Source organism: Lysobacter sp. M2-1 (genome assembly GCF_022662495.1).
Classification (GTDB): Bacteria; Pseudomonadota; Gammaproteobacteria; order Xanthomonadales; family Xanthomonadaceae; genus JAKPBU01.
In genome coordinates this window covers 56389-82901 of record NZ_JAKPBU010000001.1, presented here as the reverse complement: position 1 = coordinate 82901, position 26513 = coordinate 56389, and the positions used below count along the sequence as shown (strand labels likewise).

Annotated in this window: 17 protein-coding genes; 9 read left to right on the top strand and 8 right to left on the bottom strand. The window is 67.8% G+C overall.

From position 1 onward, the window contains the following. Window positions 1-31: 31 nt before the first annotated feature. Genes MC375_RS00320 through MC375_RS00310 form a run of 3 tightly spaced genes read right to left on the bottom strand, consistent with a single transcriptional unit; the run spans window position 32 to window position 2860 of the window. A complete protein-coding gene (locus MC375_RS00320) occupies window positions 32-1333 on the bottom strand; it encodes a PDZ domain-containing protein (protein ID WP_242101297.1) in 1302 nt (433 codons plus the stop codon). A gap of 38 nt (window positions 1334-1371) precedes the next feature. Continuing rightward, complete coding sequence (locus MC375_RS00315) at window positions 1372-2199, bottom strand: hypothetical protein (protein ID WP_242101296.1); 828 nt, start codon at window positions 2197-2199, stop codon at window positions 1372-1374. After that, window positions 2192-2860 (bottom strand): sigma-70 family RNA polymerase sigma factor, encoded by a 669-nt coding sequence (locus MC375_RS00310; protein ID WP_242101295.1) that lies wholly within the window; start codon window positions 2858-2860, stop codon window positions 2192-2194. The genes MC375_RS00315 and MC375_RS00310 overlap by 8 nt, the downstream gene beginning before the upstream one ends. Before the next feature lie 150 nt (window positions 2861-3010). On the opposite strand from MC375_RS00310, the gene MC375_RS00305 reads away from it, so the two are divergent. From MC375_RS00305 to gcvH, 5 genes are all read left to right on the top strand, one after another. Further along, window positions 3011-3985, top strand: coding sequence for an SPFH domain-containing protein (locus MC375_RS00305; RefSeq protein WP_242101294.1), 975 nt, complete (start codon window positions 3011-3013; stop codon window positions 3983-3985). A gap of 3 nt (window positions 3986-3988) precedes the next feature. Next, window positions 3989-4420, top strand: coding sequence for an NfeD family protein (locus MC375_RS00300; RefSeq protein WP_242101293.1), 432 nt, complete (start codon window positions 3989-3991; stop codon window positions 4418-4420). Window positions 4421-4431: 11 nt separating this feature from the next. Continuing rightward, on the top strand, window positions 4432-4962 hold the full coding sequence (locus MC375_RS00295; protein ID WP_242101292.1) for a hypothetical protein: 531 nt from the start codon (window positions 4432-4434) through the stop codon (window positions 4960-4962). A 148-nt stretch (window positions 4963-5110) separates the two neighbouring features. Further along, window positions 5111-6241, top strand: coding sequence for a glycine cleavage system aminomethyltransferase GcvT (gene gcvT, locus MC375_RS00290; RefSeq protein WP_242101291.1), 1131 nt, complete (start codon window positions 5111-5113; stop codon window positions 6239-6241). A gap of 79 nt (window positions 6242-6320) precedes the next feature. Continuing rightward, window positions 6321-6716: a glycine cleavage system protein GcvH gene (gene gcvH / locus MC375_RS00285; protein ID WP_242101290.1), complete on the top strand. Its 396-nt coding sequence runs from the start codon at window positions 6321-6323 to the stop codon at window positions 6714-6716. Here the strand turns inward: gcvH and MC375_RS00280 are convergent. After that, window positions 6710-7132, bottom strand: a complete 423-nt coding sequence (locus MC375_RS00280) for a hypothetical protein (RefSeq protein ID WP_242101289.1) — start codon at window positions 7130-7132, stop codon at window positions 6710-6712. The genes gcvH and MC375_RS00280 overlap by 7 nt on opposite strands. 483 nt (window positions 7133-7615) lie before the next feature. On the opposite strand from MC375_RS00280, the gene MC375_RS00275 reads away from it, so the two are divergent. Continuing rightward, window positions 7616-8014 (top strand): hypothetical protein, encoded by a 399-nt coding sequence (locus MC375_RS00275; RefSeq protein WP_242102996.1) that lies wholly within the window; start codon window positions 7616-7618, stop codon window positions 8012-8014. A 287-nt stretch (window positions 8015-8301) separates the two neighbouring features. Here MC375_RS00275 and MC375_RS00270 read toward each other — a convergent pair whose 3' ends face one another. Next, on the bottom strand, window positions 8302-9720 hold the full coding sequence (locus MC375_RS00270; protein WP_242101288.1) for a serine hydrolase domain-containing protein: 1419 nt from the start codon (window positions 9718-9720) through the stop codon (window positions 8302-8304). A gap of 96 nt (window positions 9721-9816) precedes the next feature. Here MC375_RS00270 and MC375_RS00265 point away from each other — a divergent pair, with 96 nt between their 5' ends. Together MC375_RS00265 and MC375_RS00260 are read left to right on the top strand one after the other, a co-directional pair. Further along, on the top strand, window positions 9817-10413 hold the full coding sequence (locus MC375_RS00265) for a LemA family protein (protein ID WP_242101287.1): 597 nt from the start codon (window positions 9817-9819) through the stop codon (window positions 10411-10413). A gap of 106 nt (window positions 10414-10519) precedes the next feature. Next, window positions 10520-12409: a M48 family metallopeptidase gene (locus MC375_RS00260; protein WP_242101286.1), complete on the top strand. Its 1890-nt coding sequence runs from the start codon at window positions 10520-10522 to the stop codon at window positions 12407-12409. A 30-nt stretch (window positions 12410-12439) separates the two neighbouring features. Here MC375_RS00260 and MC375_RS00255 read toward each other — a convergent pair whose 3' ends face one another. The 3 genes from MC375_RS00255 to MC375_RS00245 all read right to left on the bottom strand — a co-directional run bounded on the left by MC375_RS00255 (window position 12440) and on the right by MC375_RS00245 (window position 24798). Next, a complete protein-coding gene (locus MC375_RS00255; RefSeq protein WP_242101285.1) occupies window positions 12440-21202 on the bottom strand; it encodes a glycoside hydrolase family 94 protein in 8763 nt (2920 codons plus the stop codon). 436 nt (window positions 21203-21638) lie between these two features. Then, on the bottom strand, window positions 21639-23012 hold the full coding sequence (locus MC375_RS00250; RefSeq protein ID WP_242101284.1) for a S8 family serine peptidase: 1374 nt from the start codon (window positions 23010-23012) through the stop codon (window positions 21639-21641). Between the two features lie 166 nt (window positions 23013-23178). Beyond that, the gene (locus tag MC375_RS00245; RefSeq protein ID WP_242101283.1) at window positions 23179-24798 is read right to left on the bottom strand and encodes a choline dehydrogenase; all 1620 of its coding nucleotides are present in this window, start codon (window positions 24796-24798) and stop codon (window positions 23179-23181) included. 188 nt (window positions 24799-24986) lie between these two features. On the opposite strand from MC375_RS00245, the gene MC375_RS00240 reads away from it, so the two are divergent. After that, window positions 24987-26312, top strand: a complete 1326-nt coding sequence (locus tag MC375_RS00240) for an MFS transporter (RefSeq protein WP_242101282.1) — start codon at window positions 24987-24989, stop codon at window positions 26310-26312. Window positions 26313-26513 lie beyond the last annotated feature (201 nt).

Sequence of the window (26513 nt, the reverse complement as noted above, 5' to 3'; positions counted from 1 at the left end):
CACGACGTCCACCGCAGCGTATTCGCCAGCTTCAGTCCAGGACTGGAGGCGCGGGCGGTGGCGGAGGCGGTGCGGGCGCTGGAGGTGGCGGTGGCGCATCGTCGCCTTCCAGCACCGTGGTCTTACCGTCGCGATCGACGAAGACCATGCGTCGCATTTCGACCTCGCGCCCGGCCATGGCTTCATCGTCGAGCAACACGATCTGGCGCTGCTGCATGGCCCGTGGTGCGTCGGGCGGTGGCGGTGCGGCGGGCGGCGCAGGCGGTATGGCCGATGTCGAGGGTGACGGTGGAGCGGCGGGCGGTGCGGGCGGCGCGGGAGGAGCAGGTGGCATGGGGATGCGGAACGGCGTGACCTTGGGCACCTTGACCTGCGCGGTGCCCGGCTTGCGGTCGCGCAGATAATCCACGCGCACGCTGCTGTCGGCGGGCCTGGCGCGCAGCGCGGCCATTGCCTCGCGCGGCGTTTCCACCTTCCTGCCATCGATCTTCTGCACCACGTCGCCGGCGCGCAGGCCTTGCAGTTCGTCGCCGGCGCTCAGCACCAGCACGCCATCGTCGGTGCCGAAGTAACGGCCCAGCTCCGGATCGAGCGAGGACAGATTCAGCCCGCTCCAGCGGAAGGCCTCGGTCAGCACTGGGAAGTCGCAATCACCGTCCTTGTCCTTGCATTGGCCCAGCCGCAAGAGCTCCTTGTCGAGATGCGGCCCCTGCATCGACACCATGCGCATGGCGTCGTCCACGCCATTGCGAATCGCCTCGTGATCGATCTCGACGTCGAACTGCCCCATGGCCAGGTCCCTGGCATCTCCCTCTGGGAGCAACAGCATGCGGCTGCCAGGCCGCGGGGCGACGCTCACGCTGGCCTTGCCCGAGCCGCGCTGGTAGTCCAGCTTCACCTGCTTTCCGGACTCGAGGTCGCGCAGCAAGCTGCGTGCATTGTCGACGCGCAGTTCGGCATCGCTGCCGAGGATCTGCCTGCCGTCGATGGCCAACAGCCGATCGCCGCTCTTCAGCCCGGCTTCCGCAGCCGCGCTTTCGGGCGTCACGCCGGCGATGCGCACGCCGGCGGTCGCGTCCGGTGCCAGCAACACCCCCAGCACCGGCCTGCGCAGCAGATGGTGTTCGATATTCATCGGCTTGCCGTCGAGGCCGCGATACTTGCGCGCCAGTTCGCCGTAGCGCTTCGCCGCGCGGTCGAGTTCGGCGCGGGCGGCATCGAGTTCCTTCTGCTGCGCGGGTGTCGGGGCGGCGGATTGCGCGACGACGACGCCGGCAAGGGAGAGGCCGGCAAGCACCGCAAGGGCGAGGGCCTGGTAACGAAGGGATTTCATCAGATGTTCCTCGGAGGCTGCTGTGTGGTGGGGGCCGGTCAGTCGATGCTGACCAGCCTGGCGTCGTAGCGTTCGCCTTGCGCGGCGAGCAGGCGTTGGGTGGATTCGAAGGCGGTCAGCTGGCGCAGGGCGTCGACGCGCTCGCGCCACAATTGCGTGCGTCGATCCCGGGTGATCCCCGGCTGGACCAACTCCGCATCGATGCCCGCGACCTGTGCGTCGAAGTCGCTGGCCAGCGCCGCCGCGGTGCCGCTCGAGACGCGTTCGTCGCGCGCCAGACTCAGCAACGCCTCCAATTGCGCCGATTCGGCATACAGCCGCTCGAGTTCGTCCGTGGCGGCCGTCTGGGTCGCGCTGCCGGCACTGACCGCCGGCTGGCTGGTCGATGTCTCCGCGCTGTCCTGGGCGCTAGCGATCGCCGCCTCCGTACCGGTTGCGGATGTCGTGGTTTCGCTGGCGCGCGAGCCGGCGTCCACACGGCGTGCAGGACTCGTCGCTCCGGACTGCTGCGCGGGAACGGTTGCGGCACGCGACTCGACGGGAGTTGTGCGGATCGCCGCCTGGTCGCCGGTTGCGTCTGCAGATTCGCTCCGCACCACCGATGTCATGTGCCTGGGCGATGGCGCAACCTGCTGAGGACCGACAGACCGCTCCTGCCGCGACAGCTGCATGGGCAACAGTGCGATGACCGCCAGCGCCGCGGCGATGGCCGCCGTCCATGCCGGCCAGCGGGCCCGTTTCGGTCGCGGACGCGCGCGCTCGATGCGTTGCCAGCCGCCGGCATCGGGCGTTTCCAGCGGCAGCGCGGCGAAGGCCTCGCTCCAGCTGGCCGGCGGTGCGGGCGACGGACTGCGGTCATCAGGCATTGGCTACCTCGCGTTCCATGAGCTGTTGTGGATCGAGCAGGCCGCGCAGGCGGCGGGTGCCGCGCGCCAGCTGCGACTTGGAGAAACTCGGGGTCCTGTGCATCAGGGTCGCGATCTCCTCATGCGTGTGGCCTTCGGCGTGGTACAGCCACAGCACGCTGCGGGTGGTGGCGGGCAGCGCCGCCAGCGCCCTCTGCAGCAGCGCGGCGTCGGCAGCGGCCGGCGGCAGCGGGCCGTGGTCCTCGGCGAAATCGGCTTCATCGCCGGTGCACACCTCGGCCTCGAGCCGGCGCCCGCGGCGCAGCCGCATCAGCGCCTCGTTGATGGCGATCTTGCGCAGCCACGCCCAGAACGGGCTCTGCCCGCCGGCGCCCTCGCCCCGGAATTCCCCGATCCTGTCGATCACCTTGAGCATCGTGTCCTGCAAGACTTCGTGGGCTTCGTCCCGCCCGTTGCCGTGCCTGCCGCCGAGCATGCGCAGGGCCAGGGTGAACACCGGCCGCTCGAACCAGCGGTAGAGCTGCTCGAACGCGGCGCGGTCGCCCGCCCGCGCACGTGCGAGCAGGGTGGCCGGAACATCGATCGCGAAGCCTGTCCTGAGCGGAGCAGGCGCCGCAGGCGACGTCGAAGGCGAAGTCGAAGGGCTCGAGGTGGCGGGCATTCCTACCTCTGGATGTCGCAGGCGGGGAAAGGGTCGCAGCGGCGGTGTCATTTTTACGCCGCCGGCCGTGCGGGTTGCGCGACAACTCCGTTGGGGCCGACGGGCCCGCGCCCCCCTATACTCCGTTCATCGTCAGGGGAGGACACCAAGATGCCTGGAACACTGCTCGCCGCGGTCCTGCTGGTCGCCGGCATCGTCATCCTGTTCAAGACCGTGCGCATGGTGCCGCAGGGCTACGAGTGGACGGTGGAACGCTTCGGCAAGTACACCCACACCATGACCCCGGGACTGCACTTCCTGGTGCCGGTGGTCTACGGCGTGGGCCGCAAGATCAACATGATGGAGCAGGTGATGGACGTGCCGAGTCAGGACGTCATCACCAAGGACAACGCCGTGGTCAAGGTCGACGGCGTGGTCTATTTCCAGGTGCTCGACGCGGCCAAGGCCGCCTACGAGGTCGCACAGCTGGAGATCGCCACCCTCAACCTGGTGATGACCAACATCCGCACCGCGATCGGCTCGATGGACCTGGACGAATCGCTGTCCAAGCGAGACGAGATCAACGCCAAGGTGCTGGTGGCCGTCGACCAGGCGACCCATCCGTGGGGAATCAAGGTCAACCGCATCGAGCTCAAGGACATCCAGCCGCCGCGCGACCTGGTCGACTCGATGGCGCGACAGATGAAGGCCGAGCGCGAGAAGCGCGCCAACATCCTCGAGGCCGAAGGCTTCCGCCAGGCGGCGATCCTCAAGGCCGAGGGCGAGAAGCAGTCGGTGATCCTGGAAGCCGAAGGCCAGCGCGAGGCCGCGTTCCGCGAAGCCGAGGCGCGCGAACGACTGGCCGAAGCCGAAGCCAAGGCGACCCAGATGGTTTCGGATGCGATCTCGGCCGGCAACGTGCAGGCGATCAACTACTTCGTGGCGCAGAAATACATAGAAGCGTTCAAGGCCCTGGCCGAGGCGCCGAACCAGAAGTTCGTGATGATGCCGATGGAATCCGCCGGCGTGATCGGCTCGCTCGGCGGCATCGCCGAGCTGGCGAAGGAAGCGCTGGAGCGGCAGTCGGGCGGCGGCCGGGTGCTGGCGACCACGCCGACCAGTCCATCCAAGAGCGGGGGAGCCTGAGCCATGCGCTGGGACGTGTTCGCCTGGGCTGCGATCGCGCTGCTGCTGTTCGCAGCCGAAGCGCTCGCCCCGGGCGCGTTCATGCTGTGGCTGGGGTTCGCCGCGGTCGCGGTGTTCCTGGCGGTGCTGCTGGTGCCGGGGATTCCGGTGCTGGCGCAGGCGGCGGCCTTCATCGTGCTCAGCTTCATCTCCATCCAGGTGTACCGGAAATGGTTTCGCGGACGCGAGCGCCAGAGCGACCAGCCGGCGCTCAATCGCCGTACCGCGGCCCTGGTCGGACGCGTGGTGCGGCTCGACCATGGGATCGTGCAGGGCCGGGGACGGGTGCAGATCGCCGATGCGTTCTGGGATGTGAGCGGCCCGGAGCTGCCCGCCGGTACGCCGGTGCGCATTACCGGGGCAGAGGGCATGACGCTGCTGGTGGAACCGGCCTGAGGACAATGAAGATGCGCACGATCACGGCAGGGGTACTGGTTTGCGCAGTGGTGGGCGCGGTGCCGATGGCGCAGGCGCAATCGGCCGCGGAGTGGCGTGACGTGGTGGTGCCACCGTATCCCAGTGGGGTGCACGAACTGGGCGGAAGCTGCATCGGCCAGGGCACTTCCGGCGATGCGATGTGTGCGGTCTCGGTCGCCGTGCTCAAGGACGAGCAGAGCGGCACGCGGACCGTCGTCGCAATGCGCCGGCTCCATCACTTCGACGGCAGCGCGGTCGGCGGCGACAGGCCGCTGGGGCTGGTGACCGACGCGCTCGAGCCCGAGGCGCTGGACGATGCGCGCAACGACGTGTCGATCGGGTTGTGCCAGAGCGACGCGCAGCCGGACAGCCGCATCGTGGCGGTCATCCGCCCGGACGTGGACACCGAGTGGTACACCCGCTTCGACGGTGTGTGGCGGCTGGACGAGAGCGGCCGCTTCCAGCCGATTGCCCCCACCGGCGTGCGTTGCCTCAACGAGGGCTACGGCTACGACGGTTGAGGGTGCGCAGCGGACGACCGGAAGCAGCACTCGACTTCGTCCCTTGAACGCACCGCCGCGGCGCGTGCCGGGCGTTGGGTGTCCATGACGAGCGGGGAATTGCGCGGCGCGGGATAATGGCCGCTTTCCGCACGCACAGGCCGTCCCGATGACCCAGAAGACCGTCCTCAACGAAGCCCACCGCGCACTCGGCGCCCGCATGGTCGACTTCGGCGGTTGGGACATGCCCCTGCATTACGGCTCGCAGGTCGAGGAGCATCACCAGGTCCGGCGCGACGCGGGCATGTTCGACGTCAGCCACATGACCGTGGTCGACCTGGAAGGGCCACGTACCCGCGAGTTCCTGCGCAGCCTGGTGGCGAACTCGGTCGACAAGCTGGTCAAGCCCGGCAAGGCGCTCTATACCTGCATGCTCAATGCCCAGGGCGGGGTGATCGACGACCTGATCGTCTATTTCCTCGAGCAGGGCGGACGGCACGGCGACAAGTTCCGCCTGATCGTGAACGCGGCCACCCGCGACAAGGACCTGGCATGGATCGAGGCGCAGGCGAAGCCCTTCGATGTCAACGTTACCGAGCGCAGCGAGCTGGCGATGATCGCGGTGCAGGGTCCGAACGCGCGTGAGCGCGTGCTTGGCCTGCTCGATGCGGCAGGCGCCAAGGCCGCCGGCAAGCTCACCCGGTTTTCGGCGGCGGAAGCCATGACCCGCGACGGCACGCCGCTGTTCGTCGCCCGCACCGGCTACACCGGCGAGGACGGCTTCGAGATCGTCGTCGCGCAGCCGCACGCGGTCGCGCTGTGGAATGGGCTGCTGCAGGCGGGGGTGAAGCCGGCCGGGCTGGGCGCGCGCGATACCTTGCGGCTCGAGGCGGGCATGAACCTGTACGGCCAGGACATGGACGAAACCGTATCGCCCTACGAAGCCGCGCTCGGCTGGACCGTGGCGCTGGATGGCGGCCCGGAATCCGGACCGCGCGCATTCATTGGCCGCGAAGCGCTCGAACGCCAGCACGCCGATGGCGCCCCGCGACAGATGGTCGGCCTGGTGATGGACGACAAGGGCGTGCTGCGCCATGGCCAGAAAGTGCTGACCGATGCGGGCGAAGGCGAGATCCTGTCCGGCACGTTTTCCCCGACCATCGGCAAGGCGATCGCCTTCGCGCGCATTCCCGCCGGCGCCACCGGCGATGTGCGGGTCGACATCCGCGGCCGCGAAGTGCCGGTGCGCCTGGTGAAGTTCCCGTTCGTCCGCGAGGGCAGGGTGCAGGACGGCGTTTGATCGCCATGCGCTTGATCCGTACCCGCCGCGCTTGGATACACTATCCACGCCTTCCCTGCCTGCACTTCCGGAGCCCACGATGAGCGATATTCCCGGCGATCTGAAATTCCTCAAATCCCACGAGTGGGCGCGCGTCGAAGGCGATGGCAAGGTCACAGTCGGCATCTCCGACCACGCACAGGGCCTGCTCGGCGACCTGGTCTACGTCGAACTGCCCAACGTCGGCGACCGGGTCGAAGCCGGCAACGCCTGCGCCGTGGTGGAGTCGGTGAAGGCGGCTTCAGACGTATACGCGCCGATCAGCGGAACGGTGGTGGAGGTCAACTCGGCGCTGGCCGACAAGCCCGAGACCATCAACGAGGACGCCTACGGCGATGGCTGGATCTTCGTGGTGGAGGCGGAAGAGCCCGACCAGCTCAACGAACTGCTCGGACCGGACGACTACGCCGAGCTGCTCGAGGACGACGATCACTGACGCCCCGCGTCGCTTGCTGCGAATTGCCGACCGGCCGCCACGTGCGGCCGGTTTTGTTTTGACGCCACCGCCGCGTCGGCGTGTTCTGGTCGAAGCCGCCAGGCTTCGTAGCCGTGCAGATCTGCCGATTGCGAGCCGGCGAAAACGCTCGCACGACGCGTCACAGCCGGGTTCGTGGCGTCTGCACACGACCCGAAATCCTGCGCAGTTCCGCGCAATCGGCGCTTGTGCGGCGCGAAAAACCCGGCCGGCTGCGGACCGGATTCAGGCACGTCGACGTCGCGCGATGGCGCGCCGTCGACGCAAGGTTGCCGTGCTTGCGCGGCGAGCGGTGTGCACGACGCGCGCGCATGCGTGTCGGAAAAACTGCTTAAAACAAGCCGTTTGCGTCGCGCATGTGCATGCGTGCGCGGCATGGCGCGGTGCGCACGCCCGACGTCGGCGCCGACGCGCACCGGGCTGGGGCCGGCAGACGCGCGTTCGGTACCGTAAAAATATTTGCGCCAAAGTGTTGACAGTGGAAAAAACCGTGATTAGGTTTCGCCCCATAAACGGGTAACCGCCTCAACGAGTGGGTTCGATCAAACAGACAGCGCACCGCATAACAACGTGCTCCGCCCGGATGGATTCAACGGTGGACTCAGGCGTCGTCTCCCTCGAAAAAGCGCGGCACACTCACGGACACCGGCCCGCATCGCCTGGCGATGCGGGCTTTTTCATGCGCCAGCACCGGCTCCCGAGCCGGGGTAGGCGCCATCAGAATCCGCCGGTCTCCAGGCCGGCGTACTGCATCCGCACCGACGCGCCTGGCGCGTTGGCGGTTGTCCGCGGGTCCGATACCCGCGGGGGTTTTCACTGGGCTGCTGTACCTGAAGTCCACTGACGAGGAGTGCCATCAAATGGCCATGAAGAAAGCTGCAAAGAAACGCCCCGCCGCCAAGAAGGCGGCGAAGAAGAAGGTCGCCAAGCGCAAGACGGCGGCCAAGAAGGTCGCAAAGAAGAAGGTCGCCAAGAAGAAGGTCGCCAAGAAGCGCGTAGCCAAGAAGGCCGTGCGTAAGGCAGCCAAGAAGCGTCCTGCCAAGAAGGCCGCCAAGAAGAAGGTCGCCAAGAAGAAGACTGCGAAGAAGGCAGCCAAGAAGCGTCCAGCCAAGAAGGCGGCGAAGAAGGCCGCCAAGAAGCGTCCGGCCAAGAAGGCGGCGAAGAAGGCTGCTAAAAAAAAAGTAGCTAAAAAGTCGGCAAAGCGGGCAAAGAAGGCGGCGCCAGTCGCCATGCCTTCGGCCCCCGCACCGATGATGTAACAACAAGAAAAACCCGATTAGCCGTATCAAGCTCCTTCTCCGCGTTGCCCAGGCGGAGAAGGAGTTTTTTTATGGGGCGCCGCTGCCTAGGCCGGGCGCGATGCCAACCCAGCGCGCCGCAGCGGGGCATGGGTACTCGCCTGGCGAGCTTGTAGGGCTTTCGCGCTGCCGTCCCGACGGTTCGCGTGCCCGACTTGGCGCACAACCCGCAACGAGCACTCATATCGACCCATCACAGGTCGCGCCGGGTCGTCGGCGAGGAAGCGCGACGCGCCAGCGCCAGCGATTTATTCGGGAGCGGCGGTGGCGGTCGAGCCGTCAATGCCGCTGGCCGGCGTCTGGCCGGCATACATCGTCTCGGGCCGATCGATCTGTTCGGGCAGGTCGAGATCCAGCCATGCCTGATAGGGCAGACCGATCGCACTGTCGAGGATAGTCGGCACCAGGCCCGAGGGCAGCGAGCTCTCGCTGTTCCACAGGATCGCGATTCCCAGGTCACGTCCTGGCAGCAGCGCCACCGCGCCGCGATAGCCCTGCACGGCGCCGCCATGGAACACCACGCGATGTCCCGCATAGTCGTAGACGCGCCAGCCCAGGCCATAGCCTGCGCCGTTGAGCCGTTCACGCCGCCAGGCCGAACCGCGCAGTTCGCCCGGCGTGGTCACCACCGGCGCATGCAGCGTGGCCAGCAGCGGCTGCGGCAGCACGTCGGGGCGATGGCCAGTCTGGGCCAGCAGCCACTGCGCCATGTCGCTGATGCTGGCGTTGACGCCGGCGGCGGGCGAGACGCGGTAGTACGTCGGCTTCGGCGCCAACGACGCCCATCCGCCGCGACCGCGCACATGCGGCCTGGCCCAGCGTGCGCTGGCCTGGATGCCTTCCAGCCCGACGCTTGCGTCGTTCATGCCCAGGGGCTTGAAGATGCGGCTGGCGACGGCCTCGTTGTAGAACTGCCCACTGGAGGCATAGACGACATCGCCGATCAGGCTGAAGGCGACGTTCTGGTAGGCATAGCATTCGCCGGGCCGGCACTTCATCGGCGCGTTGGCGAAGCGCTGCACCACGTCGCGATAGTCGGCATAGCCTTCGATGTCGCGGTCGAACGCGTTGTGGGTCAGGCCCACCCGGTGGCTCAGCACCTCAGCGACCGTCAGTTGCTGCGCCGCTGCCGGGTCGGCGAAGCGCAGGTTCGGCATGAAGTCGGCGACCTTGCTGTCCCAGCGCAATGCGCCTTCGGACACCAGCATGCCGGTGAGCGTGCCGGCGAAGGATTTGGACAGCGATGCCAGACGGAACACGGTATGGGCATCGACCGGCTCGGCGGCGCGGACGTCGGTGATGCCATAACCGCGCGCGGACAAGATCTGTCCGTTCTGCACGATCGCTACCGCAAGGCCGGGGATCCGCTGGTTGGCGACCAGTGCCTGGGCCATGAGTTCAAAGCGGCGTACATCGAAGCCCACGCCCAGCGGCTGGACCTGAGCGGGTGGCGGGGCATAGGCGAGACCGTGGTCGACGACCGGCGCGCGCTGTGCGGTGTTGACGAAGGTGCGCGGTGGCGCGGGCGTGCCCGCCGTGGTGCGCGCGGCCGAAGGCGATTGCCACTGCACCGGTGTCTGCGCAGCGGATCCCAGGGTCAGTGTCAGCAGCGTGGCAAGAAGGGTCGGGCGCATCAGGCTGCGAAAACCGCGGTGTCGGCTTTCCATCGGTCATCCCCCTTCGTATGCTGCGGCTTCGTGCCGTCTCGTTGCCCGGATACTAAACCCAGTGATCCGGTCTTTGCATGAACAAGGGGAGGTTCCATGTCTAGTTTCTTGATCCTGCTCGCAATTGTGGTGGTAGTGGGCTTCCTGGTGGTGGGCGTCTACAACGGCCTGGTCCGGGCCCGGAATGCCTTCCGCAATGCCTTCGCCCAGATCGATGTGCAGCTGCAGCGCCGTTTCGACCTGATCCCGAACCTGGTGGAGACCGCCAAGGGCTACCTCTCCCATGAACGCGAGACCCTGGAAGCGGTGATCGCCGCCCGTGGCGCCGCGGTCTCCGGATTGGCAGCGGCCAAGGCCAACCCCGGCGATCCGGCGGCCATGGCCGAACTGGCCAACGCCCAGGGCGCGCTCAATGGGGCGCTCGGCCGACTGCTGGTGGTGGCCGAGGCCTACCCCGACCTCAAGGCCAACCAGAACATGATGCAGCTCACCGAGGAGCTGACCAGCACCGAGAACAAGGTCGCCTTCGCCCGCCAGGCCTACAACGATTCGGTCATGGCCTACAACAACAAGCGCGAAGTGTTCCCGTCCAGCGTGGTCGCCGGCATGTTCAACTTCGCACAGGCCGCGTTGCTGGAGATCCCGACCGACCAGCAGGCGGCGGTGCGCGCGGCGCCGAAGGTGGAGTTCTGAGAAGCCGGGATTTGGTAATCGGCATTCGGGATTCGCAGGACATTGCCCTGCATCCCGGGTGCCGTATTCCGAATGCCTGATCCCTGATCCCGAATCCCGCCCTTACATGAATTTCTTCGAACGCCAGGCCGAGGCACGGCGCACGTCGGTGCGCCTGGTGGTGCTTTTCGCGCTGGCGGTGGCCGGCATCATCGCCGCGGTGGACCTGGCCGTTGCCGTCGTATGGGGCACCAATCCGGGCGCGCTGCTGCTTGGCGGCATCGTGACCGCCGCGATCATCGGCATTGGCTCGCTCTACCGCATCGCCAGCCTGCGTGGAGGCGGCGAGCCGGTGGCGCTGCAGATGGGTGGCGTGCCCGTGCCCGAGGACACCCGCGATTTCGGCCTGCGCCGGCTGCGCAACGTGGTGGAGGAAATCGCGATCGCCTCGGGTGTGCCGGTGCCGAAGATCTACGTGCTGGAACACGAAGCGGCGATCAATGCCTTCGCCGCCGGCTACTCGCCATCCGATGCGGTGGTCGCAGTGACCCGCGGTGCGCTCGAGCGGCTCAATCGCGACGAACTGCAGGGCGTCGTCGCGCACGAGTTCAGCCATATCCTCAACGGCGACATGCGGCTGAACATCCGCCTGATCGGCGTGCTGTTCGGCATCCTCATGCTCGGCATCATCGGCCGCAAGATCCTCCAGCACGGCCGGGTCGGCGGCCGCGGCAGGGGCGCGGGAGCGATCGTGATCGCCGCGCTGATCGCGACCGTGGTCGGCTACGTCGGGCTGTTCTTCGGGCGCATGATCAAGGCCGGGGTCAGCCGCAGCCGCGAAACCCTGGCCGACGCCTCGGCGGTGCAATTCACCCGGCAGACGCAAGGTCTGGCCGGCGCGCTGAAGAAGATCGGCGGGGTGAACGAAGGCTCGCGCCTGGCCGATCGCGGCAACGCCGAGGAAGTCAGCCACATGCTGTTCGGCGACGGCGTCGGCTTTGCTGGGTGGTTCGCCACCCATCCTCCGCTGCTCAAGCGCATCCAGGCGCTGGAACCGCAGTTCCGCAGCGAGCAACTCGAACGCCTGCGCGCGCAGTGGTACGCATCGCCGCCCGACGGGCTCGACGAGGACCTGCGCATGGGCCTGCGCGGGCATGCTGCCGGAGCGCTGCCGGATTCCTCGGCCCAGGTAAGCGTGACCCCGCCGATGGTGGTGGCCCAGGTCGCGCATCCGAACAGCGACGACTACCGGCGCGCGGATGCGATTGCCGCGGGCGTCCCCGAGGCGCTGCGTGGACTCGCGAGCCGTCGCGACACGGTGGTTCCGCTGCTGCTCGGCCTGCTGCTGGCGAACGAGGGCAAGGTGCAGGACAAACAGGTCGCTGAGATCCGCGCGCGCCTGGACGTGTCGCTGGCGCAATACGCGCTGGAGATCCACCAGCAGCTGACCGCAGACCTTCATCCGATGCTGCGCCTGCCGCTGGCGGCGATGGCGTTCCCGGTGCTGCGGATGCGGCCCCGCCCGGAGCTGGACACCTTCATGGACACGGTGTTCGCCTTGGTGCATGCCGACAACCAGGTCTCGCTGTTCGAATATTGCCTGGGACGGCTGCTGCAGGTGCAGGTGCGCGAATCGCTGGACCCCGGCCGGTACACGCGCTTCGGCCGGCGCAGGCTCAACGACGTGCGCAGCGAGCTGGCCACCCTGCTATGCGTGGTGGCGCAGTCGGGTCACGACGGGGCCGACGCCGCCCGCCACGCCTATCTCGCCGGCATGCAGCGCGTACTGCCCAGCGATCATCTTCCGTACCAGCCGCGCCGCGAAGGCGTACTGGCATTGGACGCGGTGTGGGAACCACTGGATGCGCTCGATCCGCTGGCCAAGCAGGCGCTGGTGGAAGGCCTGGTCGCAACCATCGGCCACGACGGCCGCGTTTCCATCGCCGAAGCCGAGCTGCTGCGCACCGTCTGTGGCGCGCTGCATTGCCCGCTGCCGCCGATGCTGGAGCGGACATAGCGACTGCGGGCAATGTACCGCTCCGGTGGACTAAGGGCGCTTCGCCGTCGAGTGGCCGAGCACGATGTCGACCTGATGCTCGCGCAGGTCGTCGACGAGCGCGATCTCGCCGAATGCGCATTCCTGCCCATCGAGGATGACCTGTGTCGCAGCCGCGTCGCGATCGCGGCGCACGTCGATCCGGTATGTGGTGTCCCCGTATCGGTACTGCATCCGGTAACCCGAGCACTCTGCGGGCAGACATGGTGCGATGCGCAGGAGATGGCCGGTCCGCTGCAGGCCGAGCAGGGATTCGACGACCAGGCGATACATCCATCCTGCCGACCCGGTGTACCAGGTCCAGCCGCCGCGCCCGACATGCGGCGCGACCGCATAGACGTCGGCCGCGACCACGTAGGGCTCCACCTTGTAGGTGGCGACTGCATCGGCATCCGCCGCGTGGTTGACCGGATTGATCATGCGCAGCAGCTCCCAGGCCTTGTCGCCATCGCCGATGCGCGCGAATGCCATGACGGCCCAGATGGCAGCATGGGTGTACTGGCCGCCGTTCTCGCGGACGCCGGGAAGGTAGCCGCGGATGTAGCCCGGGTCCTGCGCGGTCTTGTCGAAGGGCGGATCGAGCAACTGGATCAGACCAGCCTCGCGGCGCACCAGCCGCTGGTCCAGCGAGGCCAGGGCCTGGCGCGTGCGCTGCGGATCCCCGGCACCCGAAAGCACCGACCAGCTCTGGGCAATCGAATCGATGTTGCATTCGTCGCTTTCGCTCGACCCCAGCGGCGCACCGTTGTCGAACCATCCGCGCCGGTACCAGGCGCCATCCCATGCGTGGGCTTCAAGGTTGCTGCGCAGCGCGTCCGCGGCATCCTCGCAGGTCTCTGCGAACACGATCTCGCCGCGCGCGCGCGCCAGCGGCGCGAACCGGTTGAGGACCTCGAACAGGAAGAAGCCCAGCCACACGCTTTCCCCGCGCCCGCCCTCTCCGACCCGGTTCATGCCGTCGTTCCAGTCCCCGGTGGCGATCAGCGGCAGACCCCGCTCGCCCAACCGCGACATGCCGCGCTGCAGCGCGCGGACGCAGTGCCGGTACAGACTTTCGCGCAGCGCCGAGCGGGTGGGAAGGTCGTAATAGGACTCCTCGTCGGCCGCGACCGGCCGCCCCTCGATGTACGGCACGCGCTGATCCAGCACGCCGGCATCGCCGGTCACCTCGACATAGCGCGCCGCCGCCAGCGGCAGCCACAGAAAATCGTCCGAGCACCGCGTGCGCACGCCGCGGTCGAGCGGCGGATGCCACCAGTGCAGCACGTCGCCCTCGGGGAACTGGTGCGCCGCGGCGAGCAGCAGGTGCTCGCGCGCACGCGTCGGCTGCGCGTGCACCATGGCCATGGTGTCCTGCAGCTGGTCGCGGAAGCCGAAGGCGCCGCCCGACTGGTAGTAGCCGCTCCGCGCCAGGTAGCGGCACGCGATGGTCTGATAGAGCAGCCATCCGTTGGCGAGAACGTCGACCGCCGGGTCGGAGGTCTGCACCTGCACGGTGCCCAGGGTGCGTGTCCAGTGCAGGCGCACTGCGTCGAGCGCATCGTGCGCCGCCTCGCTACCGCGGCATCGCTTCGCGAGGGCGACGGCGTCGCCCCAATCCCGTCCCACCCCGAGCCGGAACACCGTTTCGAACGACTGCTCCGGGTCCAGGTCGACCGGCAGCTGGATCGCCGCGCACGGATCCAGACCGGGCCCGGTGCGGTTCGACAGCCGTTCGCGCAACAAGGCGGCCGGCGCCCGCAGCGTGCCGTTGCGGCCGAGGAACTCGGTCCGATCCCCGGTGAAGCTGCGCGCTCGCTGATGCACGTCGGCGTCCAGGAACGCCACGCGCTGCCCGAACTCGGCGTTGTAGGTATTGCGCGCGGTCAGCAGGTCGCTGTCGCCATCCACCTCGGTGATCAGGTACATGTGCGTGCGTCCATACAGATCGCCCAGGACCCATTCCACGTAAGCGGTGGCGGAGATCCGGCGCGGGCGCCCGGACCGGTTGCGCAGCTTGAGCACGCTGTATTTCACCGGTTCCTTCAGATCCACGTAGATCCACAGCTCGCTTTCGATGCCGTCTTCGACGTGTTCATAGACGCTGTAGCCGAAACCATGGCGGGTCCGGTACGCGCCGCTACCGCGCGCCGGGAGCGGCATCGGCGACCAGACGCGTCCGGTGTCCTCGTCGCGCAGATAGAACGCCTCACCTGAAGTGTCGCCGATCGGGTCGTTGTGCCAGGGCGTGAGACGGAACTCGTGCGCATTCTCGGACCAGGTATAGCCCGGTGTGCTGTCGCTGAGCACGCAGCCGAACTGCGCGTTCGCCAATACGTTGGACCAGGGTGCCGGAGTCGACTCGCCCGGCTCGTTGCGGATGATGTACTCGCGTCCGTTCGCGGAGAAGCCGCCCAGACCGTTGTCCAGGATCAGTTCGGCCGCGGCATGCTCGAACGGCCATGGATCTGCGTCGGCAACGTCAGGCACAGACGTGCGCGATCCGGCATTCGGGTCGACATGCGGCTCGGGCTGTGCAGCGAGGTCGTCCGGCGGCAGCGCTGTCGGCGCTGCGGCAGCGGAGAGCAGGGGCGGCAGCGCAGCCGGAGGGGATCGGCGCCCGACCTGTTCCGTCAGACTCCCGTTGTTGTCGGCGATGACCACCCTCGCCACTGATTGCAGCAGGATCCGGTCCTCCTGCGAGAGCTGCTGCGCCTGGCGCACGAAGATGCCACCCGGGCGGTCGATGACGTGCGCTTCCACCCCTGCGGCCACCAGTCCCATGATCTGGTCCTGCAGATGCTGGCGGTAGCCGGCGTGGTCTTCGTTCCAGATCACGAGGTCGACGGGCAGACCCTTGAGCCGCCAGTACGCATGCGCCTGGACCATCTGCCGGACCAGACCGATATTGGCGGCATCGGTAATGCGGACCAGCGCGATCGGGTGATCGCCGGAGATCGACTGTCCCCAAAGTCCCGACTGGCCGCGCCGGTTCTGCAGCAGCACCGTCGGCTCCGCGCGCAGCGCGGGATGCGAGAACAACATCATCCCGGCGAGGCGTTCGTACAGCTGCGCATCCGCCTCGCTCGCGTCGATCTGGCGACGCACCACCTGGTTGTGGGTCCATGCGAGGTCGAACACGCGGTCGGCGAGCCTGCGGTCGCGATACTTGTCGATCAGTTCGTCGCAGTCCGTGCGCGAATCGCCAACGCCCGTCACCATGTCGATGATCGCGGTCTGCCCCGGACCCAGGGTGATGCGGCAGCGAGCGGCGACGATCGGGTCGAGCACCGAACCTTCGGAGTTGGACAGCTGCGCTTCGCGCACCAGCGCATCCGGTTCACGCAAGGTGTTGCCACGACCGATGAAGCGCGCGCGGTCGGTTTCGTAGGAGATCGCGTCGATGTCGGCGCCGTGTACGGCCACGAGGTGGAACATCCATGGCACGGCATCGTCATGCGCGCGCGGCCGGCGCGTGCATACGATGGCCTGCTTGGCCGGCACCAGCGCGGTCTGCACGAAGAGGTTGCTGAAGGCGGGGTGCAGCTCGTCGGAGAGCGCGGATGCCAGCACGACTTCGGCATACGTAGTGACCTCGATGGTACGCGCGATCCGGCTGCGATTGGAGATGTGCAGCCTGCGCAGCTCGATCTCGTCCTCGGGCGAAACCGCGATTTCCAGATGCGATTCGTAGCCGCGGTGGCGGCCGCGGAATTCGGCTTTGGCATCCGAGAAGATCGCCTCGTATCCGGGCACGACCATGCCGATGGGTTGCAGCGCGGTCGACCAGAATTCGCCGCTGTCCACGTCGCGCAGGAAGCAGAACTGGCCCCATGCGTCGCGGGTGCCATCTTCGCGCCAGCGCGTGACCGCCATGTCGCCACGGCGGCTGTATCCGCCGCCGGCATTGGTCAGCATCACGTGGTAGCGGCCGTTGGACAGGATCTGTACGGCGGGTCGCACCGTGTCGGCGTTGCGGAAGACCCGCAACGGGGCGGTTTCGACCTCGCTGACCGGACCGGCGGTGGCGACTTCCGCCGAATGCGGATGGAACACGCCCGTGCGCGGGATGCGTTCCTGCAACAGCAGCAGGGTCGCGCGGAACTCCGGATCCTCCGCGAAGCGGCGCTGCATCGGCTGGTCGCGCAGCAGGTAGGCGAGGGCGAGCAACCCCATGCCCTGGTGATGGGCCATGTAGGAGCGCACCAGCGCGTAGCTCTGGCCGCGTGGCACGCGCGAGGGCGTGTAGTCGATCGCCTCGTACAGGCCGAGCCGTCCGCCGAACCCTTCCTGCCACAGCCGCTGCAGGTTCTGGCACGCCGCTTCGGGCGCCACCATCACCGCCATCATGCTGGCGTAGGGTGCGATCACCAGGTCCTGGGCGAGTCCACGCTTGAGTCCGAGCCCGGGCACGCCGAAAGCGCGGTACTGGTAGTTCATCCGCGCATCGACCAGGTTGTAGCCGGATTCGGAAATGCCCCACGGCACGTCGCGCTGGCGACCGTATTCCATCTGGCGTTCGACCGAATGCCGCGCCGTCTCGTCGAGCAGGGTGCCGGGATAGCTGGGCATCACCAGCTGCGGCATCAGGTACTCGAACATGGACCCGCTCCACGAAAGCAGGGTCGGCGCGCCGTCGACTTCGGTCAGCAGGCGTCCCAGCGCGAACCAGCTCTCCTGCGGCAGTTGCCCCTGCGCGATGGCGACGAAGTTGCCGAGGCGGGCCTCGGAGGCGAGCAGGTCGTAGTAGCCCGCGTCGAGGCGCTGTTCGTCCACGTTGTAGCCGATCGAGAGCAGGTGGCGCGTGACGTCGTACAGGAAGCGGTGGTCCATCTGCGCGCACTGGCCGGCCACGTGCGCCAGCCGCTCGAGTTCGCGGATGCGCGCGCGCGCAGGTGAGGCTTCCGGTCCGTCCAGGCGGGCGAGCTGTTGCAGGGTCGGGATGCCTGGGCCGAGACCTGCGGGAGGGTGTGGCGCCGGGTTCGCCAGCCATGGTGCCAGGTGCAGGACATCGGCACTGAACGCGGTGCATTGCGAGGCCAGGGCCTGTGCCCAGTACCACGCTTCTTCCTGGGCCGCGGGCATTGCCTCGGCGATCGCTTCGGCATGCGCCTGCAGCGCAGCCAGCGCCCGCATGACCTCATTGGCGCCTACCGGCCGCTGCAGGCACGCCGCCTCCAGTACCTGCGCGAATCCCGCGATGGCATCGTCTGGCGCTCCAGGCAGCGCCGTTTCGCGCACCAGCCCGAACGTGTCGGACAGGCCACGGAACACGTCGTGGCTGATCACCGGCGCTGTACGCATCGCCAGCAGTCCCTGGCGAAGGGTGAGCAGGTGGGCCGCGAGGTTGCCGCTGTCCACCGCCGAGACATAGCGCGGCGGCAATGGCGCGAGGGTCTGGGTGTCGTACCAGTTGAGGAAATGCCCGCGGTGACGCTGCAGCTTTTCCAGCGTGGCCAGCGCATTGGCGCTGCGCCGCATCGCCGCACCTGCGGGCAGGTAGCCGAAGTCGAGTGCGGCCAGGTCGGCCAGCAGCGACAGGCCGATGTTGGTCGGCGACGTGCGTCGCGCCACCAGCAGGGTAGGGTGTTCCTGCACGTTGTCGGGCGGCAGCCAGTGGTCGTCCGCGGTGACATGGGTTTCGAAGAACGCCCACGTGCGGCGTGCCAGCCGACCGAGGAAACGCTGCTGCGCGTCGTCCAGCAATGCATGCGCGCGCGGGCGGGGCCGCCCGAGCCACCACATCAACGGCGGCGAGATCAGCCACAGCGCCAGGACCGGGGCGGCGACCCACAGGGCGTCCGGCCGCATCCATGCGAGCCAGCCTGCGACCGCCGAACCGAAGGCAGGCGCGAACCACATCGTCCGCAGCGATCCGGCCAGCGAATCGCCCAGCGTGCGCTCGACCTCGCTCGACGGACTCCACTGCAGCAGCCGGCGCCGAACGACTCCCATCCGCCACACCGTGCGCGCGATGGCATCCAGGCTGAAGAACGCCTCGTAGGGCAGGCAGGCGATGACCAGCGGGGCCGTCGCCACGTTGCGGCCAGCCGACCTCGCTGCGTGCCGCAGATGCGCTCCGAGCGGGATGTCGGCGGGATGGTTGGCCAGGTCGATCAGCGAGGCCAGCAGCGGTGGTACCAGCACGATCGCCAGCAGCCACGCCGTCCATGCCAGCGGATCGGCCGCGAAGGCCCAGCCAACGACCAGCAGCGTCGTCAGCGAAGCCGGCACCAGACTGCGTCGCAGGTTGTCGAAGATCTTGCCGCGCGAAAGCAGCGACAGCGGATTGCGCTCGCGGCGGCGGCCCGGCGCGCGGCCGGCAGCGACGTGCGCCCCGTCCGCATCCGCTGGACGCCGGAGCGGCACACTCGGCAGCAGCCACGGCAGCAGCTGCCAGTCGCCGCGGATCCACCGGTGGCGGCGCTTCACATCGACCGCATAGCGTGAGGGATAGTCCTCGTAGAGCTGTACGTCGCTCACCAGGCCCGCACGCGTGTAACAACCCTCGAGCAGGTCATGGCTGAGGATCCGGTTGTCCGGCATCCGGCCTTCCAGCGCATGCTCGAAGGCATCCACGTCGTAGATGCCCTTGCCGACGAACGAACCTTCGCCGAAGAGGTCCTGGTAGACGTCCGATACCGCGCGCGTGTAGGGATCGATGCCCGGCTCGCTACCGTACAGGCTGGCGTAGAGGGAACGGCGTTGGCCGCTCATGCTCACGCCGACGCGCGGCTGCAGGATGCCGTAACCGCGGGTGACGATGCGGCGGCGTTCGTCGAAGCGGGCACGGTTGAGGGGATGCGCCAGGGTGCCGACCAGTTCGCGCGCGACATCGCGCGGAAGCTGGGTGTCGGTATCCAGGGTGATCACGTAGCGCACGTTGCCGAGCACTTCGGTGTTGCCGGCGGTGCGCAGGAACAGGGGGTGTCCATGTTGGTCGCGCCGCGATCCGCGCAGATATGCGTTGAGCGCCCCGAGCTTGCCGCGCTTGCGCTCGGATCCCATCCATACTCCTTCGCGCGGATTCCACTCGCGTGCGCGGTGGAACAGGAAGAACCGATCGCTGTGCTCCGGCGCGTAGCGTGTATTGAGCGAGGCGATACCCTGCTCGGCGGCGAGCAGCACCGCCGCGTCTTCGGGAAGGACTTCCGCGTCGGCATCGAAGAAGTCGCTGAGCAGGGCGAAGTGCAGGTTGTCGTCGCGATTGGCGAGGAAGCGCACCTCCAGGGCCTCGAGCAGCGCTTCGACGCCTTCGACGCTGCCGACCAGGGTGGGCACAGCGACCAGGGTGCGCATCTGCGTGGGGATGCCCGCGCTGAAGTCGAGCCGGGGCAATGCCCGAGGCGGCATGAACATCGTCGCAGCGCGGTTGACGAGCGCGACTGCCAGGTCGCTGTACGCCACCACCGACAGTACCGCCACCAGCCACAGCCAGCCCGCGCCCAGCGCCGTAGGTGCCTGCGTGAACAGTCCCAGCGTGCACAGCGCCACGATCACAACGCCCGGTGCGATGTAGGCCAACAACGGCACGCGGCGCGCGGTGCGGCGGATTCTCGGCAACGCGCCGCGCAGGCCCAGGGCCTGCTCGATCGCCGGCCGGCCGTCGTCGATCAGGTAATAGCCCACATGTGCGGCCAGATCGTCCTTTCCGGCAAGGGCCGCGCGCGCCTGCGCGAATTCCACCACCTTTTCGGCTACCGCAATTTCGCTCAGTCCGCCCCGGCGCGCGATCCGCTCGACGATGTGCCGGTAGTGGTCGCGGGTGGCGAAATCCATTTCGCCGTGGGTGCCGGAAGGATCCTGGCGCAGCGTCTGTTCGACCACGCTCAGGGTTTCGACGAATTCACGCCAATCCATCGTCGCGAGGAACCGCAGGCTGCCGATGGTATTGCTCATCGACACCTGTGCCGCCGCCTGCTGCTGGTTTTCGCCCTGGACGAGCTGTTCGATGCTCTGGTCGAAATCGTCCAGCCACTGCTCCACCCAGGTGAGCGGCAACGCAAGCGCGGCGCTCTTGCCCTGCAGGCGGCGCGCGAACTCGGCGACGAACGAACTGGTGCGGGGCGGTTCGGAGCGCACCATGTCCGCAATCACCAGCACGAGCGATTTGGGATCGCTCTCCGCGGCCGCGGTCAACCGGTCCGCCCACAGGTCGGCCTGGTTGCGGTCGTGGCGATCGTCGATCAGGCGCACGGCGATCCGCCGCAGATTTTCGATCAGGGCGAGCCGCAGCATGATCGGCACCGCCCACAATTCGCCCAGGGTGAGCGGTGTCACCGTCTGGTAAGCGGTCAGGTAACGGCTCAGCCCGGGGGCATCGACCCGCCCATCGCCGTGGGAAATGGCATTGAGCGCGATGTCGTAGACGCGCGGCAGGCCGGACATGTTCTCGTTGGCAAGCTGCGGAAGTTCGCGGCTGTAACGGGGCGGCAAGTGCCGGCGCGCCATGCCGATCTGCTCTTCGATCAGATAGTAGTTGTCGAGCAGCCACTCACCTGCGGGCGTGAGGCTGCGGCCGGACTGCACCGCGCCGGTGAGCAGGCCCGAGGCACGGTCGAGCACCAGCGCGTTGTCGGCCAGCCGCGCCAGCAGCTGGTCGCGCGCGGTGTCCTCGCGCAGGCAGTGGGATTTGGCCAACGCACGGCCGTGCCGCTGCATCTGCTCGGCGCTGAACAGCTGGGAGCGCAGCGGGGGTTCCTGACGATCCCCCTCCTCGGGCAGCGTCAGCCGCCTCAGGAACCGGCGCAGGCCACGCGTCAGGGAAAGCGGCATCAGGGTGGTCGGCAGGATCGGACCCTGGATGGTAGTGGACGCGCGCGCTCGTCCGGTGAAGCCGCCTGGTTGGGGTCACGAGAGCAGACGTCTCGTGAGATCACCCAATGCCATCGAACTCGATGTCCACAGCCTGAAACACGCATGTCGGGGCTGCCAACGCCAGGCAGTGTGCGCCCGGAGCGGCGCAGGATGCGGGTTTTTGGACAGTTGCGAGGCCGTGCTGGCGAAGTGCTCCGTGAGCAGGTGGCCCAACGGGATCGACAGGGAGTGGACGGTCACCCGATATGGGATGACGTACGAAGTCGCGTCAGTCTTTCGCAAAAATGCCCGGTGTCGAGCGCAGTGGGTTACGGAATGCCGAGCTCCGCGCGGCTTGGCGCATAAACGAAACCGCCCGGCTTGCGCCGGGCGGTCGTTCATCGAGCGGTCCCGCTCAGGGCGTGTTGGCGAGCGCGGCTTCCGCAGTGAGGATGCCGGCACCGGTGGCATCGGCGCCCCAGCAGGTCTGCGTGGCCGGTCCCGATGGCTGGGAAAGCATCGCGCAGCCGGCAGGCAGCGCGATCGCCGACGCCTCCATCAGGCCTTCGACGTCGGATTGCACCAGGTCGGGCGATTTCTGCAGCATCAGCGCGGCGATGCCCGCCACGTGTGGCGCGGCCATCGAGGTGCCGCTGAGGTAGTAATACGACGTCTGGCCGCTGTTGACCTGATAGGGGCCGACGACCCACGAGCCCGGCGCGGCGACGTCCAGGTCCTGTCCGGTCTTGGCGCGGCTGGAGAAGCCGGCGATATGGAAATCGGAGGCCGTCGTGGGATCGGCGACATCGTCGGCGTTCCACCAGTTGCCCGGATTGCCGTCGCTGCCCGGCTTCCACTGCCCGTTCCAGCCACTGGCGGCGACCGAGATCACCGGCGCGTACGCGCCCGGATAGCCCATGCCCGCGGTGCCGGAGTTGCCGGCGGAGGCAACGATCACCACGCCCTTGCCGATGGCATAGTCGATCGCGGCCTTCTCCACCGCATCCAGGCGCGAACCGCCCAAGCTCATGTTGATCACCACCGGCCATTGGCCCAGTGCGCCGTCGGCCTTCAGGTCGGCGACATAGACGATGCCTCGCGCGATGACCGACGACCAGCCCGACCCATTCTGGTTGAGCACCTTGACCGGGATCACGCGTGCGCCCGGTGCCACGCCGTTGACGCTGGTGCCGCCGAGGTTGTAGCCCAGGATGCTGCTGGTGACATGGGTGCCGTGCGAGTTCTGGTCGTGTTCCCATTTGTTGGTGGGGTCGGACACGTTGCCCGCCTCGCCGCCGCCGCCGCCAAAGGCCTTGGCGAATTCGGTGGCGATGCGTTGCTGCGGGAAGTACTGGCGCCAGCTGTCGAGCAGGCCGGTATCCAGGACCGCAACGTAGACGCCGCTGCCGTCGTAGGGCGTCACGCGGCCGGCAACGCCGCGGTTGGTGACGTCGACCGCATCCAGGTCCCAGGTATTGATGCCATTGCTGAAATTGGTTGCCGAGACCGTGTCCACCGGCGCACCGTTGCGCACGGCGTCCGGACTGGCGGCGACGACGAACGGAAGCGTGCGGATGGTTGCCAGGCCCGCTTCGGTTGTGCGCACGGTCACTGCGTCGATTTCGACAACGACATCACGCACGGTGCCGTAGCTGCCGAGCTTGGCGAGGATCGCCGGCGTGGCATCGGTATTGAGCAGCACGTTCACGCCGATCTGCTTGTTGCTGGCGGCGTGGGCGCCGAAGGAAAGTGCGGACAACAGGGAGAAGCTCAGGATGGATCGGATCACGGCATAAGCCTCATGGCGGAGAGCGGGGAGCCGATTTTGCGCCAGATTAGTCACAGGAAAACGGTTCTCGACCAAGCGCCATAAAGGTTCGTGATCAGCCGCTCCGTATTCAGTTTCGCTGGCTGCAAGCGGGAACGATCGGCGGCCATTCGCCTCGCTGAACCGGTCAGGATGGGTTGCGGATCAGGTGTGCGGCGCGCTCGGCGATCATGATCGTGGGAGCATTGGTGTTGCCACCGATCAGGGTCGGCATCACCGAGGCGTCAACTACGCGCAGGCCTTCCACGCCGCGTACCCGCAGTTGCGGGTCGACGACCGACTCATCATCGCCGCCCATGCGGCAGCTGCCGACCGGGTGGTACACAGTTTCGGCCTTGGCGCGGATGAACTCGACCAGCTCGTCGTCGCTCAGATCGTTGCGGGCGGGGAAGATCGGCGTGCCGCGGTACGGATCGAAGGCCTTCTGCGCGAATATCTCGCGCGAGGCCTTGGCGCATTCGACCATCATCCGCAGGTCGAAGCCTTCCGCATCGCTGAGGTAGTTGGCCTCGATCCGGGGCCTGTCGCTGCCCCGGTTGCTGACCAGGGAGATGCGGCCGCGGCTGCGCGGTCGCAGGAAGCAGGCGTGCAGGGTGTAGCCGTCGCCGCGCAGGCGATGGCGGCCGTGGTCGTCGAGCATCGCCGGTACGAAATGGAACTGGATGTCGGCGCGCTGGTCCGGCGCCAGGCGCGAGCGCACGAAGCCACCGGCCTCGGCGATGTTGCTGGTCCCTGGGCCGCGGCGGCCGCGCAGGTAGTAGTCGAACGCGATCTTCAGGTCGCTGACCCGGTCGTAGCTCACGCCGCGCACGCAGTGCTGCAGGGTGCAGATGTCGAGGTGATCCTGCAGGTTGCGGCCCACGTTGGGCGAAGCTGCGATCACGGGGATCCGGTGGCGGGCGAGTTCGTCGGTGGGGCCGATGCCCGAAAGCATCAGCAGCTGCGGCGAGTTGATCGCGCCCCCGCAGGCGATCACTTCCCGCACGGCTTCCTGGTGGAAGGCCTGGCCGAGCATCGAATAGGTCACGCCGTTGGCGCGGCGGCCGTTCTCGAAGGTGATGCGGTTGACCAGTGCACCGGTGTGGACGGTCAGATTGGGCCGCTGCCTGACCTCGGGACCGAGGTAGGCGGTCGCGGCCGAACAGCGCGCGCCGTCGCGCTGGGTGACCTGGTACAGGCCGACACCGTGCTGCCGGGGTCCGTTGAAGTCGGCATTGTGTGTGAAGCCCGCCTGTGTTCCCGCCTCGATGAAGGCATGTGAAAGCGGGTTGACGTAGCGCAGGTCGGACACCGTGAGCAGACCTTCGCCGCCATGCAGCGCATCGAATTCACGCTCATCGTGAGCCTGTCGAAGGACGCGCTGGTTGCCTTCGCTGCGCTTGAACCATGGCAGGACGCTTTCCCAGTCCCAGCCGTCGGCACCCTGGGCAGCCCATTCGTCGTAATCCTGCGGCACGCCACGGATGTAGCACATGGCGTTGATCGAACTCGAACCGCCCAGCACCTTGCCCCGGGGCCACCACAGGGTGCGGTTGTCCAGCTGCGGCTCGGGCGCGGTGTGGTAATCCCAGTTCACGCCCTTTTTGCCGACCAGCTTGGCCAGGCCGGCAGGCATGTGGATAAAGGGGTGGCGGTCGCGCGGGCCGGCTTCGAGCAGCAGCACCTTGCAGTCGGAGTCTTCGGACAGGCGGTTGGCGAGCACACAGCCGGCCGAGCCGGCGCCGATGATGATGTAGTCGAAAGCCACTGCTGACCTGTTCCGGAAGCGCCGTCGGGCGAAGGTAGGCGGCGAGGGTAGAGCAAATGCTCCGGCGCGGAGGCAGCGCGCTTCCTGGATGGGGCGGTGAGCAGCGAACGGCGCCGGGCATCGTGCGCGTCATGGCGACGGACATCCCGATCGGCTACCGTGCCCGCTGCACATGAGGCGGGCACGGCGTGGAACCATCGACCGGAAAACGGGTGCAGGGTGGCGAATGGCGCGCTGCGAGCTGGTCGTTCCTGGCCTTCTTCTGCGTGCTGGCCGCCTATTACATGCTGCGCCCGGTGCGCGAGCAGCTCTCCGCCGCGGTGGGTTCCACCCAATTGCCCTGGTTCTTCGCCGCCTCGTTTGCCGCCATGCTGGTGCTCACGCCGCTATTCGCCTGGCTGGTGTCGCGCTTTCCACGGCGGATCGTGGTGCCGCTGGTCTATCTGTTCTTCATCGGCTGCCTGGTCAGTTTCCTGCCCCTGTTCGCCAACGCCGATGTGCTCAGCCCGCGCACCCTGGGGATCGTGTTCTTCGTCTGGTTGAGCGTGTTCAACCTGTTCGTGGTCTCGGTGTTCTGGAGCTTCATGGCGGACATCTGGAACGCCGAACAGGCGCGCCGCCTGTTCCCGCTGATCGGCATCGGCGGCGTGGCCGGGGCGATCGCCGGGCCCTTGCTCACCCGCGGCCTGGTGGAAATGATCGGCGTTTCGGCGCTGCTGCTGGTGTCGGCCAGTCTGCTGGGCGTGGCGCTGGCCTGCGTACTGGTGCTGGGGCGGTGGGTGCAGCGGCACGGCGCCAAGGGCGAGCAGGCCCAGCAGGGTACGGCGCTCGGCGGCGGCATGTTCGACGGGCTCAAGCAGATCTTCGCCGACCCGTTCATGCGCGCCATGGCAGTGCTGATGGTCCTGGGCGATGCGATCGGCACGGTGGCTTACGTGCTGATTGCCGATTACTCGGGGGCCACGTTCGACAATGCGGTGGACCGTACCCGCTTCGCCGCGACCATCGATCTGGCCACCAATGGCCTGCAGATCGTGGTCCAGCTCACCCTGACCCGCTGGATGCTGATGCGCTATGGCGCCGGTCCGGTGATCGCCACCTGGGCCGCGGCAGGGATCGCTGCCTGCCTGGCAATGGCGCTGTCCGCAGATCCGCATGCACAGGCCATTGTGGTGCCCTTCGTCGGCGCCTTCCCCTGGGTGGCATTGGTCATGATCGTCACCCGCGGCCTGGCCTACGGCATGGTCATGCCCGCCCGCGAGAGCCTGTACACCCGGGTGCCGCGTGAGCTGCGCTACAAGGGCAAGAACGCGGTGGATACCGCCGTGTGGCGTGCGGGCGACGTGGTCTGCGCGCTGTCGATCAATGCACTGCGCGCGCTGGGGGTGACGGTAGGCGGCTTCGGCGTGGTGGGGGCGATGGCGCTTGCCGCAGCCGGGGTGGTCGGCGTCCGCCTGGCGCGCAGGGTCGAGGGGCGCACCGCGCCCGGCGGCGGGACAGCGGCCGTCGCGTGATCGGCTGGCGGCGCGTGCGCCTGGGGCAGCCGGCGTGCGGACGCGCTGGCCGACGCGGTGACCGGTCTGTCGGGTCGCGGTTCCGTGGTGGAACCGGCGCGCCGGGGTCGTAGCGGAATGTGATGGGCATGTGGTCAATCGCGGGCCTGAAGTCCCCGGAGGCACGCGGTTAAACCTTGTGGAGTCTCTCGGCATCACAAG